Source organism: Sphingomonas bacterium (genome assembly GCF_903642285.1).
GTDB lineage: Bacteria > Pseudomonadota > Alphaproteobacteria > Sphingomonadales > Sphingomonadaceae > Sphingomonas.
Genome location: NZ_CAHJWJ010000013.1, coordinates 11,918 through 24,652 on the forward strand (window position 1 = coordinate 11,918; position 12,735 = coordinate 24,652).

At 67.6% G+C, this 12,735-nt stretch carries 12 protein-coding genes and 2 riboswitches; of the genes, 9 read left to right on the forward strand and 3 right to left on the reverse strand.

Annotated elements, in window-relative coordinates:
* Positions 1-6 precede the first annotated feature (6 nt).
* On the forward strand, positions 7-945 hold the full coding sequence (locus tag HUU99_RS08300) for an alpha/beta fold hydrolase (RefSeq protein ID WP_174286113.1): 939 nt from the start codon (positions 7-9) through the stop codon (positions 943-945).
* Complete coding sequence (locus HUU99_RS08305; protein WP_174286114.1) at positions 942-2,027, forward strand: NAD(P)/FAD-dependent oxidoreductase; 1,086 nt, start codon at positions 942-944, stop codon at positions 2,025-2,027. Before HUU99_RS08300 ends, HUU99_RS08305 begins: the two co-directional genes overlap by 4 nt.
* Before the next feature lie 72 nt (positions 2,028-2,099).
* On the opposite strand, the gene rnhA is transcribed toward HUU99_RS08305, so the two are convergent.
* The 3 genes from rnhA to ispH are packed head-to-tail and all read right to left on the reverse strand — an operon-like array spanning position 2,100 to position 4,488.
* Entirely contained in the window at positions 2,100-2,555 is a 456-nt protein-coding gene (gene rnhA / locus HUU99_RS08310) for a ribonuclease HI (RefSeq protein WP_174286115.1), read from the reverse strand.
* Entirely contained in the window at positions 2,552-3,502 is a 951-nt protein-coding gene (gene thrB, locus HUU99_RS08315; RefSeq protein ID WP_174286116.1) for a homoserine kinase, read from the reverse strand. Before thrB ends, rnhA begins: the two co-directional genes overlap by 4 nt.
* A gap of 11 nt (positions 3,503-3,513) precedes the next feature.
* A complete protein-coding gene (gene ispH, locus HUU99_RS08320) occupies positions 3,514-4,488 on the reverse strand; it encodes a 4-hydroxy-3-methylbut-2-enyl diphosphate reductase (RefSeq protein ID WP_254603048.1) in 975 nt (324 codons plus the stop codon).
* Positions 4,489-4,606: 118 nt separating this feature from the next.
* Here ispH and HUU99_RS08325 point away from each other — a divergent pair, with 118 nt between their 5' ends.
* The 7 genes from HUU99_RS08325 (at position 4,607) to HUU99_RS08355 (ending at position 12,717) form a co-directional block, all read left to right on the forward strand.
* The gene (locus tag HUU99_RS08325; protein ID WP_254603049.1) at positions 4,607-5,266 is read left to right on the forward strand and encodes a hypothetical protein; all 660 of its coding nucleotides are present in this window, start codon (positions 4,607-4,609) and stop codon (positions 5,264-5,266) included.
* A 206-nt stretch (positions 5,267-5,472) separates the two neighbouring features.
* A riboswitch (glycine riboswitch) is annotated at positions 5,473-5,560 on the forward strand.
* A riboswitch (glycine riboswitch) is annotated at positions 5,561-5,665 on the forward strand.
* A 51-nt stretch (positions 5,666-5,716) separates the two neighbouring features.
* A complete protein-coding gene (gcvT, locus tag HUU99_RS08330) occupies positions 5,717-6,883 on the forward strand; it encodes a glycine cleavage system aminomethyltransferase GcvT (RefSeq protein ID WP_174286117.1) in 1,167 nt (388 codons plus the stop codon).
* On the forward strand, positions 6,880-7,251 hold the full coding sequence (gene gcvH, locus HUU99_RS08335) for a glycine cleavage system protein GcvH (protein WP_174286118.1): 372 nt from the start codon (positions 6,880-6,882) through the stop codon (positions 7,249-7,251). The genes gcvT and gcvH overlap by 4 nt, the downstream gene beginning before the upstream one ends.
* Positions 7,252-7,399: 148 nt before the next feature.
* Positions 7,400-8,758: an aminomethyl-transferring glycine dehydrogenase subunit GcvPA gene (gcvPA, locus tag HUU99_RS08340; protein WP_174286119.1), complete on the forward strand. Its 1,359-nt coding sequence runs from the start codon at positions 7,400-7,402 to the stop codon at positions 8,756-8,758.
* 198 nt (positions 8,759-8,956) lie between these two features.
* Positions 8,957-10,594 carry an aminomethyl-transferring glycine dehydrogenase subunit GcvPB gene (gcvPB, locus tag HUU99_RS08345; protein WP_174286120.1) on the forward strand — a complete coding sequence of 546 codons (1,638 nt, stop codon included), beginning with the start codon at positions 8,957-8,959 and terminating at the stop codon, positions 10,592-10,594.
* A gap of 63 nt (positions 10,595-10,657) precedes the next feature.
* Positions 10,658-11,170, forward strand: a complete 513-nt coding sequence (locus HUU99_RS08350; protein ID WP_174286121.1) for a CcdC protein domain-containing protein — start codon at positions 10,658-10,660, stop codon at positions 11,168-11,170.
* 11 nt (positions 11,171-11,181) lie between these two features.
* A complete protein-coding gene (locus HUU99_RS08355) occupies positions 11,182-12,717 on the forward strand; it encodes an aminoacyl--tRNA ligase-related protein (protein ID WP_174286122.1) in 1,536 nt (511 codons plus the stop codon).
* Positions 12,718-12,735 lie beyond the last annotated feature (18 nt).

Consider the following 12,735-nt stretch of genomic DNA (forward strand, 5'->3'; position numbering starts at 1 on the left):
CCCGCAATGGATCGCACCAGCCCCAATCGCCGCACGATTCCCGCCGGCGCGCAGCTTTCGACCTGGACCGCGCCCGATGGCTGGTCGCTGCGCCGGTTCGACTGGCGGGGCCGCGGCGAGCGGGGCCGTTTGCTGTTCCTGACCGGTCGCGGCGATTTCATCGAAAAATATATCGAGACGTTCGCGCATTTCGTGGGGTGCGGCTGGTCCGTGACCGCATTCGACTGGCGCGGGCAGGGTGGGTCCGGGCGATTCGGAGCCAATCCACGAATCGGTCACATCGCCGATTTCGACATATTGGTACGCGATCTGACGGCGTTTTGGGCGGAATGGGCTGCGGAGCCCGGTCCACGCGTCGTGCTCGGACATTCCCTGGGCGGGCACCTCGTCCACCGCGCTCTGGTGGAAGGTGCGATCGATCCGCAGGCGGCCGTGCTGGTCGCGCCGATGCTCGGGCTGAAGGCACCGCTCGGCGCGGCGCTGAGCGGCTGGGTCGCGCATATGCTGGCCGGGCGCGGCGACCCCGCGCGCGCGGCATGGAAGGAGGGCGAGCGGCCCGGTTCGCGGCTCTCTCGTCAGGCGCTATTGACCCACGACCCGGCGCGCTATGCCGACGAGCAGTTCTGGCTCGATTGCTGTCCGGAACTGAAGCTCGGGCCGCCCAGCTGGGCATGGCTCGCGGAGGCGTTCGCCTCGACCGCCGCGGTCGCGCGCGATCCGCGGTTGGCAGCGATGCCGGTTCCCGTACTGATGCTGCTAGCCGATCGCGATGCGCTGATCGACTCGCGCGCGGCACGGCGGATCGCGCGGGTTATGGCCGACGCGACCGTTGTTCGGTTCGGTGCCGAATCGGCGCACGAGATCCTGCGCGAGGCGGACGGGGTGCGCGACCGCGCGCTGGCGGCGATCGACCGGTTTCTCGACGCGCGGGCACCTCGCGCATGACCTACGATATCGCGATCGTCGGCGCAGGGATCGCGGGTGCGACGCTGGCCGCCGCTCTGGCCCCTCATGCGAGCGTGCTGCTGCTCGAATCCGAATCGATGCCGGGGATGCACGCCACCGGCCGCTCCGCCGCCTTCTGGTCGGAAACCTACGGCGGTCCCGGCATCCAGCCGCTCACCTCCGCGTCCGGCCCCGCACTGCGCACCGGCGGCTTCGTCGATCCGCTCGGTTCGCTGCATATCGGGCGGGCGGGGGATGCGGGCGCGATCGATGCGATGCTGACGGCGTTCGCCGGCTCGGGGGTCGATCTTCGCCGGGTCGATCCCTCGGGCCTCGTGCCGGGATTGCGCGCCGATTGGACGCTCGGTGTCGCCGAACCCAGCTGCGCCTATATCGACGTCGCCGCGCTTCATGCCGATGCGCTGGCGACCGCGCGGCGCGGCGGGGCGATGCTGGTGACCCATGCCGAATTGTCCGCGGCGACCCGGCAGGACGGTCGCTGGTCGATCGCCACGCGCGCCGGGGGGTTCGACGCGACCATCCTCGTCGACGCGGCAGGTGCCTGGGCGGATGTCGTCGCCGTGCGGGCGGGGGTCGCGCCGATCGGCATCCGTGCCTATCGCCGGACGCTGGTGCAGCTTCGTACCGATCCCCCGGCTCCTGCCGGGCTGCCGCATGTCGCGGACATATCGGGGCGCTTCTATTTCAAGCCCGAGCCCGGCGGACGCCTGTGGCTCAGCCCGCATGACGAGATCCCGAGCGATCCGTGCGACGCGCAACCCGAAGAGCTGGACGTCGCGGTCGCGATCGACCGATTCGAGGGCGTGGTCGACTGGCGTGTCGAAGCGGTCGAACGGCGCTGGGCCGGCCTGCGCAGCTTCGCGCCGGACCGGTTGCCGGTGTACGGCTTCGACCCCGCCGCGCCCGGTTTTTTCTGGTTTGCGGGACAAGGCGGCTTCGGCATCCAGACCGCGCCCGCAGCGGCGATGCTGGCGGCGTCGATCCTGTTGGGCCATGCGCCGGACCAGGCGGTCGCGGAGATCGATCCGGGGCGGTACGGGGTCTCGCGGTTCGTTCGTTGAGGGAACCGAGCGACCGGCATTTCTCCGTAACCCCGGGTCAAGCCCGGGGTGACGAGAGTTGGTTGCGTTTCGTCAGCGCGCACGCCCCCCGCTCGCCGTCACCGCCGCGTCGCTCGCCAGCCGGTCGCAACGTTCGTTGTCCGGGTGCCCGGCATGGCCCTTGACCCATTTCCAGTCGATCACGTGCGGCCCCGCGGCGGCGAGCAAGGCCTGCCATAGCTCGGCGTTCTTCACCGGTTTCTTGTCCGCGGTACGCCAGCCGTTGCGCTGCCAACCGTGAATCCACTTGGTCAGGCCGTCCATGACATACCGGCTGTCGGTCGACAGCGTCACCGCGCAGGGCCGGCTGAGCGCCTTCAGTGCCTCGATCGCGGCGGTCAGCTCCATGCGGTTGTTGGTCGTCAGCGCCTCGCCGCCCGACAATTCCTTCTCGTGCGCGCCGCTGCGGATCAGCGCGCCCCAGCCGCCCGGGCCGGGATTGCCCTTGCACGCGCCGTCGGTGGCGATCTCGACACGAGTGAGCGTCATCCGAACACGTCCTGCGTCTCGTAGGTTTCGAGCCGACGCAGATAGGCGAGCGGATCCTTGCGGGTCACCAGCGCATCGGCGGGCGTGTTCAGCCAATCCCAGGCCCGCGTCAGCAGGAAGCGAAGGCACGCTCCGCGCGCCAGCACCGGCAACGCCGCCCGTTCCGCGGCGGACAGGTCGAACCGCGTCGCATAGCCATCGATCAGCGCCTGTCCGATCGCCGGATCGTAGTTCCGCCCGGCACCGTCGAAGCACCATGATGTGTGAATGACCGCCAGGTCGTAGGCGCGGATGTCGGTGCAGGCGAAATAGAAATCGATGACCCCCGTCACCGTGTCGCCCAGCATCAGGACGTTGTCGGGAAACAGATCCGAATGGATCGCGGCGACCGGCAGGTCGGACGGCCAGGCACCGACGACGCTCGCCAGCGCACGCTCGACCCGGTCGAACATGCCGGGCGCGATCGCATCCATGTCTCGGCCGCAGCGCGCCAGCATCGCGGGCCAGTCGCCGATGCCCAGCGGGTTGCGCCGCGTCTGTCCGAAGGTGGCGAGGCTCGTGTGGAGATCGCCAAGCGCGGCACCCGCCGCATGCGCCTGTCCCGCGGTCGGATGCGATACGGACACGCCGTCCAGGAATTCGATGAGGCACGCCGGACGCCCCGCCAGCATCTGTACCGCGACGCCCGTCCGATCCGGCAGCGCGCGCGGTACCGGATTTCCGTCGGCTGCGAGGTGATCGAGCATCGCCAGGAAGAAGGGCAGGTCCCGGGTCTCTGTCCGCTCCTCGTACAGCGTCAGGATGAAACGCTCGCGATCGGTATCGACCAGATAGTTGCTGTTCTGCACACCCTCCGCGATCCCCTTGGCGGACCGCAGGTGGCCGTGATCGTAGCGCGACAGGAACTCCGCCAGCGCCTCCGCGGAGACCTGGGTGTAGACGGCCATCCGCTAAACGCTCAGGCGGCGGCTTCGAGGCCGCGGGGCAGCTTGAACGCGACCGTCTCGCGCGTCGTCTCGACCTCGCGTTCGACGATCTCGTAACGAGTCGCCAATAACGCGATGACTTCGCGGACCAGGATCTCCGGCGCGGACGCGCCCGCGGTCAGGCCTAATGTGCGGACTCCGTCGAGAAGGCTCCAGTCGAGATCGGCGGCGCGCTGCAACAGCCGCGCCCGCACCCCTTCGCGTTCGGCCACTTCGACGAGGCGAACCGAATTGGAGGAATTGGGCGCGCCGATCACGAGCATCGCGTCGCATTCCGCCGCGATCGCCTTCACCGCGGACTGCCGGTTCGACGTCGCGTAGCAGATGTCCTCGCCACGCGGCGGCTGCATCTCGGGAAAGCGGCGCTGCAACACCGCGACGACGGCGGCGGTGTCGTCCACCGACAGCGTCGTCTGCGTCAGGAAGGCGAGGTTCGCCGGGTCCGCAGGCATGAACAGTTCGGCATCGGCCGCGGTCTCGATCAGCGACATCGCCCCCGCCGGTACCTGACCGAACGTGCCGATGACTTCGGGGTGCCCGGCATGGCCGATGAAGACGATGTGGCGGCCCGCGGCGACGAGCCGTTCGGCCTGACGATGGACCTTGGATACCAGCGGACAGGTCGCGTCGAGATAGTCCAGTCCTCGACCCTGCGCCTCGACCGGTACCGACTTCGGAACGCCATGCGCGGAAAAGACGACGGGTGCACCATCGGGGACCTCGTCCAGTTCCTCGACGAAGATCGCGCCTTTTTCGCGCAGCGCATCGACCACGTAGCGGTTGTGCACGATTTCGTGGCGGACATAGACCGGCGCGCCATGTTTTTCGATCGCCAGTTCGACGATCCGGATGGCGCGATCGACACCCGCACAGAAGCCTCGCGGTGCTGCGATCACCAATTCGAGCACCGGCTTGAACGCGGATTTTGTGTCGATGACCATGATCATGCCGTTCTACGCGATTGCTTGCGTGGGCGAAAGCCGGTTCCTATGGTCCCGCCGCCAGCCGGACCGCCCTCGTTCAACCCGGGGTGCGCGCCCGCGACACGAAAAGGTATGCGTGCCCGTGACATTTCCGAAATCCGTCCTCGTCCTGCCGTCCCTGGGTCTTGCTGCCCTCGTCCTGGCGGGTTGCGCCGCCAAGAAGGGTGAACTGGACGAGACTGGCGGCATCACCGCGATCCGCTCCGCCTGTCCCGTGGTCGGCGTGCCCATCGGCACCGGCGACGTGACGCTGTTCGACCCCGCGACCAGCCGCGATTCGACCGCGATCGACGTGACCGCGACGATGACCAACGTGCGGTCGACGTGCAATGACGACGTCGGCGATCAGGTGGCGACCAACGTTACCTTCGACATCGACGCCCGCCGCGCGCGAACCGATGGCGCACGCGATGTCGTGTTCCCCTATTTCGTGACGGTCGTTCGCGGCGGCACGGCGGTCGTCGCCAAGCGAGTCGCCCGGGTGAACGTCCATTTCGACGCCGGACAGGCGCGCGCGCACGCCAGCGGCACCGCGGCCACGTCGATCACCCGGTCGGCCGCGACGCTGCCCGCCGACGTGAAGGAAAAGCTGACCCACAAGCGCAAGGCGGGCGATGAGGACGCCGCGACCGATCCGCTGACGCTGCCCGAGGTACGCCGCGCCGTGTTGAGCGTCACGTTCGAGGCGCTGGTCGGTTTCCAGCTGACCGACGACCAATTGAAGTACAACGCGACGCGGTAAGACGTCGCACTATGATTAGCCTCCCCGGCGAAGGCCGGGGCCCAGTCGCGAGATGTTTACGAGAAGTAGGCCTGCCGTCGACAGGACACGGCGACTGGGCCCCGGCCTTCGCCGGGGTGGGGTGTTTGTCGGAAAGGTGCGGACACCGATTGACGGCAGCGCGACCCGGCGGCAATGTAGAAATTGTCGATGCCGGGCGACCGGCTGCGACGCGCGCGGGAGAGTGTCCTTTCAGGACCGCCGAAGGAGCAACCGCCCCGGAATCTCTCAGGCAACCAGGACCGCGCGGGTCGAATCGACACTCTGGAAAGCGCGCTCGGGCGATCGGGCGCCACCGAAGGTGTAACCCCGGCGACAGGCCGGGGGAAAGCTCTCAGGTTCCGTGACAGAGGGGGTTTCGGATCGACCGGCGGATTCGTCCGCGGCCGACCGCCCTTTGGAGACGGAACGATGCGCGACGCCCCCCCGACTGCCGCCGACGTCATCGATCAGGCCGACGAATATGTCGAGCTTGCCGCCGACCTGCTGCCGCTCGATGCCTGGCACCGCGCGCACGGTGCGCGGATGGTGCAGTTTGCCGGCTATGAGATGCCGATCCAGTATGACGGCATCATGGCCGAGCATGTGTGGACGCGCGAATCCGCCGGGCTGTTCGATGTCAGCCATATGGGCCAGCTGGTGTTTTCGGGCGAAGGCGCGGCACGGGCGCTGGAGAGCGTGTTGCCCGGCGATATCACCGGGCTGGGCGAGGGGCGGATGCGCTATTCGCTGCTGCTCGGCAGCGGCGGAGGGATCCTAGACGACCTGATGGTCACGCGGCGTGGCGATGCGTTCTACGTCGTCGTCAACGGCGCGACCAAATATGACGATATCGCCTATCTGCTCGACGCGCTACCCGACGGTGTCACGATGAACCTGATGGACGACCAGGCGCTGATCGCGGTGCAGGGACCCAAGGCGGTCGACGCGCTGGCGCGGATCGTGCCCGGCGTGGCGGCGCTGACCTTCATGACGGCGGCGGCGTTCGACTGGAACGGCGCGGTGCTGTGGATCAGCCGGTCGGGCTATACCGGCGAAGACGGGTTCGAGATATCGGTGCCGGCGGACAATGTCGTCGCGCTCGCCGATGCGCTGCTCGGCGAACCCGAAGTGAAACCGGTCGGCCTCGGCGCGCGCGACTCGCTGCGGCTGGAGGCAGGGCTGCCGCTTTACGGCCATGACCTCGATCCGGATATCACCCCGGTGATGGCCGATCTGGGCTTCGCATTGTCGAAGCGTCGCCGTGAGGCTGGCGATTTCGCCGGCGCGGCGCGCATCCTTGCCGAACGGGACGCGGGGCCGGTCGTCAAGCGCGTCGGGCTGTTGATCGACGGTCGGCAGCCGGTGCGCGAGGACGCGGCGGTCGTCGACGAAGAGGACAGCACCGTCGGCAAGGTGACCTCGGGCGGCTTCGCGCCAACCGTCGGTGCCCCGATCGCGATGGCCTATGTACCCGCCGCGATGGCTGCGCCCGGTACCCGTATCCGCCTGGTACAGCGCGGGAAGGTCCACATGGCGACCGTCACCGCGATGCCCTTCGTTCCCCATCGCTATGTCCGCGCAGGAGGCAAATCATGAGCCGTTACTTCACGCAAGACCATGAATGGATCGACGTCGAGGGCGGGACCGGCACCGTCGGGATCAGCGAATATGCGCAGAGCCAGCTGGGCGACATCGTGTTCGTCGCCGTGCCCGAGGAGGGCAAGCAGCTGGCCAGGGGCGACGAGGCGGCGGTGGTCGAATCGGTCAAGGCGGCGTCCGACGTCTATTCGCCGGTGTCGGGCACGGTCATCGAGGGCAATGCCGCGCTGGCCGACGAACCCGCGCTGGTGAACACCGATCCGGAAGCGGGGGGGTGGTTCTACAAGATCACGCTGACCGATGTGAGCGAGCTTGGCGCGCTGATGGACGAAGCCGCCTACGCGGCCTTCGTCGCGAAGTTGTAACTTAGTTCGTCATGCCGGGCTCGTCCCGGCATCCATCGTGCCGCGAGGTCGGGGCAAGAGGCTCTGGCGTTCGACGATGCCGCGCGATGGACCCCGGCACGAGGCCGGGCTGACGGAGGATCGTTTGGCCCGAGGCCGGAGAAACATGTTGCGCTATCTGCCCCTTACCCAGCCCGACCGCGACGCGATGCTCAGCGTCGTCGGCGTGTCTTCGATCGACGACCTGTTCGTCGACGTCCCCGAATCCGCCCGCCTGCCCGGCCCCATCGCCGGCCTGCCCAACCACGCGTCGGAAATGGCGGTGGAGCGGCACATGACCGCGCTCGCGCGCAAGAACCTGACCGCGGGCGAGGTGCCGTTCTTCCTCGGCTGCGGCGCGTACAAGCATCACGTGCCTGCCAGCGTCGACCATCTGATCCAGCGCGGCGAGTTCCTGACCGCCTATACGCCCTATCAGCCCGAGATCGCGCAGGGCACGCTGCAGATGCTGTTCGAATTCCAGACGCAGGTCGCGCGGCTGCTCGGCACCGACGTCGCCAACGCATCGATGTACGACGGATCGACCGCGTGCTGGGAAGCGATCGGGATGGCGCGGCGGATCACGAAGCGTGGGCGTGCGATCCTGTCGTCGGGGCTGCACCCCCATTACGTGTCGGTCGCGAAGACGATGGCGAAATATACCGGCGACGTGCTCGACACGACCGCGCCGTGGCTGGTGCCCGCCATGGACGTCGACCGGCTGATCGAGAAGATCGATGACGATACCAGCTGCGTCGTCGTCCAATATCCCGACATCCTGGGCCGTATCGCCGACCTGACCGAGCTGGCCGCGGCGTGTCACGCGAAGAAGGCGCTGCTGATCGCGGTCGTCACCGAACCCGTCGCGATGGGTGCACTGAAATCGCCGGGCGAGATGGATGCGGACATCGTCGTCGGCGAAGGGCAGTCGCTGGGGGTCGGTCTTCAGTTCGGCGGCCCCTATGTCGGGCTGTTCGGGTGCAAGGACAAATATGTCCGCCAGATGCCGGGACGGCTGTGCGGCGAGACGGTGGATGCGGACGGTCGCCGCGGCTTCGTGCTGACGCTGTCGACGCGCGAACAGCATATCCGGCGCGAGAAGGCGACGAGCAACATCTGCACGAACAGCGGCCTGTGCGCGCTGGCGTTCTCGATCCATATGACGCTGCTGGGCGAGGCGGGGTTGCGGCGGCTGGCGGGGATCAATCACGCAGGGGCGTGCCGTGCGGCGGAGCGGCTGGCGCAGGTGCCGGGGGTCGAGCTGGTCAATGAAGGCTTCTTCAACGAATTCACGCTGAAGTTGCCCGTCGAAGCGCGGCCGGTCGTTCGCGCGCTGGCCGATCAGGGGATATTAGCGGGGGTGTCGCTCGGCCGGCTCTATCCCGACGAGGCGGCGCTCGCGAACGGACTTGTCGTCGCGGTGACGGAAACGACGGCGACGGAGGATGTCGAGGCACTGGCGTCCGCATTGACGGACGCGCTGGCATGACGGGGGTGGTTCCAATGTTGGAAAAACCATGCTTCGTGACCGGCATGCCCGCGCTCGCATCCGACCGGCCGAATGCCCCTTTCCGCGGTGGCGTGGCGCGTCTTTCGGAAAGACGCACGCACGCCTCCACTTCCTCCACTTCCAGTTTTTGCAATCGTCGCACGCAGCGTGCGGCATCGATCGGAAAGCGTTGATCCGATGGCATTAAATCAGAGCGGCTGGCGGCCCGAAATGTCGTCGGACGGCCGAGCGACCGCCTCCACTTCCACCGGCAACAAGGCGCTGATGCTGGAGGAGGCGCTGATCTTCGAGATCGGCGACTCCGACACGACGGGCGTGGATTTCGATTTCCCCGGAGCTCCTGCGAACGCAGGAGCACCGGGTTCCGAGGGTGGCGCGCGTGGCCCCGGGTTCCTGCGTTCGCAGGAACACAAGCTGGGCTCGCTCGCCCGCACCGCCCCCATCGGCCTCCCCGGGCTCTCCGAACCGGAAACCGTCCGCCACTACACCCGCCTGTCGCGCCAGAATTACGGCATCGACCTGGGCTTCTTCCCACTCGGCAGCTGCACGATGAAGCACAACCCGCGCCTCAACGAGAAGATGGCGCGGCTGCCGGGGTTCGCCGACGTGCATCCGCTCCAGCCGGTCGATACGGTGCAGGGTGCGCTGGATGTCATCAATCAGCTTGCGGTGTGGCTGATCAAACTCACTGGCATGCACGGTGTGGCAATGACACCCAAGGCGGGCGCGCATGGCGAACTGTGCGGTATCCTTTGCATCAAGGCGGCGCTGGAAGCGCGCGGCGAGGGACACCGCAAGGTCATCTTGGTGCCCGAAAGCGCGCATGGCACCAACCCCGCCACCGCTGCCTTCGCCGGGTATACCGTCGAGGACATCCCGGCGACGCCTGAAGGCCGGGTCGACACCGCCGCGCTCAAGGCGCGGCTTGGGCCGGACGTCGCAGGCGTCATGATTACCAACCCGAATACCTGCGGGCTGTTCGAGCGCGACATGAAGGCGATCTCGGACGCGGTCCATGCGGCGGGCGGCTATGTCTATTGCGACGGCGCGAATTTCAACGCGATCGTCGGTCGCGTCCGGCCCGGCGACCTCGGCATCGACGCGATGCACATCAACCTGCACAAGACGTTCTCCACCCCGCATGGCGGCGGCGGTCCGGGTTCGGGGCCGGTGGTCCTGTCGGAAGCGCTGTCGCCTTATGGTCCGCTGCCCTTCACCGAGCGCTTCGCGGACGGGCACATCACGCTGGTCGAGGAGGAAACGGTCGGCGATCGCCACCCGCGCAGCTTCGGGCGGATGAGCGCGTTCCACGGCCAGATGGGGATGTTCACCCGCGCGCTGACCTACATCCTCAGCCACGGCGCGGACGGGCTCCGGCAAGTGGCCGAGGACGCGGTGCTGAACGCGAACTATGTCCTGCGGTCGCTCGACGACACGCTCGATGCCCCGTTCGGGGGCAGCGGACCGTGCATGCACGAGGCTTTGTTCTCCGACGCTGGCCTCGCCGATGGCTTCTCGACGATCGACATCGCCAAGGGGCTGATCGACGAGGGATTCCATCCGATGACGATGTACTTCCCGCTCGTCGTCCACGGCGCGATGCTGATCGAACCGACCGAGACCGAGAGCAAGGCGGCGCTCGATCAGTTCATCGCCGCGCTGCGATCGGTGGCGGAGCGTGCCAAGGCGGGCGACCGGGCGCTGAAATCGGCACCGCATTTCGCGCCGCGCAGCCGCCTCGACGAGACGCTGGCGGCACGCAAGCCGCTGCTGGTCTGGAAGGAGGCGGTGCCGGTCGCCGAGGCTGCCGAATAACCTTTCCTACACTGTGTCGGTCGTCTAACACACGGTCGGGGAATGGCCGGGGATGAGCGATATATGGGCGGGCAAGCGGTACAGCCGAACGGACTGATGCAATATGTGATCCCGATCGCGGTCATCGCCATCGTGTTCCTGATCCGCGGTCGCCAGATGACCCGGATGCGACGGCTGAAGCTGGAGCAATTGTGGATCGTGCCGGCGATCTACCTCGTCATCGTCGCCGCGGTGTTCGCAACCACGCCGCCGACGGCGAAAGGCTGGCTGGCGGCGGTCGTCGCGCTTGCGGTGGGTGCCGTGCTCGGCTGGCAGCGCGGACGCCTGATGGCGATCCATGTCGATCCGGAAACGCATAGCCTCAGCCAGCGGGCATCGCCGCTCGCCATGCTGTTCCTCTTCGCGATCGTCCTGGTCAGGATGGCGGCGCAGAGCGAGGGGCGGGCAATGCACCTGGATGTCCAGCTGGTGACCGATGCGGCGTTGGCGCTGGCGCTCGGCAATTTCGCGGTGACGCGGCTGGAGATGTACCTTCGCGGCAAGCGTCTGCTGGCGGCGGTGCGGGCGAACCGCTAAGCGCGAGCGCCATGGCCATCAAGCACGCGCTCCCCGTCACCCGCCAGGCCGATTTCGCCGCCTGGTACCAGTCCGTCATCGCCGAGGCCGATCTGGCCGAAGAATCGGGGGTGCGCGGCTGCATGATCATCAGGCCCTGGGGCTATGGCATCTGGGAACGCATCCAGCGTCTGCTCGACGACCGGATCAAGGCGACGGGGCACGAGAATTGCTATTTCCCGCTCTTCATTCCGCTGTCCTATTTCGAGAAGGAGGCGGAGCATGTCGAGGGGTTCGCCAAGGAAATGGCGGTGGTCACGCACCACCGGCTGATCGCGGACGGCAAGGGTGGCCTGACCCCCGACCCCAGCGCGAAGCTTGAGGAGCCGCTCGTCGTCCGGCCGACCAGCGAGACCGTGATCGGCACTGCATTCGCGCGTTGGGTGCAGTCCTGGCGCGATCTGCCGGTGCTCATCAACCAATGGGCCAACGTCGTGCGCTGGGAAATGCGGACGCGGATGTTCCTGCGGACGTCCGAATTTCTCTGGCAGGAGGGACATACCGCGCACGCCTCCGCCGACGAGGCCCGCGAAGAGACGCTGAAGATGCTCGAGGTCTACCGCTCCTTCGCGGAGGACTGCCTGGCGCTGCCCGTCGTGGCCGGCGAGAAGCCGGAGAACGAGCGCTTTCCCGGCGCGGTCGCGACCTATTCGATCGAGGCGATGATGCAGGATGGCAAGGCGCTCCAGTCGGGCACCTCGCATTTCCTCGGCACCAATTTCGCGACCGCGCAGGGCATCCGCTTCCAGAACGCGGCTGGCGAACTGGAATTGGCGAATACCACGAGCTGGGGCGTGTCGACGCGGATGATCGGCGGGGTCATCATGGTGCACGGCGACGATGACGGCCTGCGTGTGCCGCCGCTCGTCGCGCCGTGGCAGGTCGTGATCGTCCCGATGCTGCGCGAGCAGCCCGAGGACGAGGCGATCGTCGCCTATTGCAAGGATTTGCGCGAGGAACTGGGCCGGCGGTCGGCGTTCGGCGAACCGATACGCGCCTTGCTGGACCTGAAGCCCGCCAAGGCCGCCACCAAGCGCTGGGGCTGGGTGAAGAAGGGTGCGCCGATCGTGATCGAGGTCGGTGGCCGCGACATGGCGGGCGGCGCGGTGTCGGTCATCCGACGCGACCGGTTGTACCGGGACGACGGGAAGCTCGACAGCATGGTCGTGCCGCGCGGCGACTTCACCGCGGACGTGCCGGCCATGCTGGAATCGATCCAGACGGTGCTGCACGCACAGGCGACCGATCGGCTGAAGGCCAACATCGCGCCCGTCGACGACTGGGCGGGGATCGCGGCGCTGTTCGCGGAAGGCCACGCCAATCCGGGTTGGGCCGATGTCCGCTGGGCGAAGCCGACGGGCGCGGCGTTGGATGCGGTGGTCGAACGACTGAAGGCGTTGAAGCTGACGATCCGCAACGCGCCGATGGGTCAGGGCAAGACCCAGGGCGAATGCATCTTCACCGGCGAACCGGCGGTGGAGCGGGTGTTGATCGGGCGGTCTTACTGAGCGCCGGTCCTGTTGGGC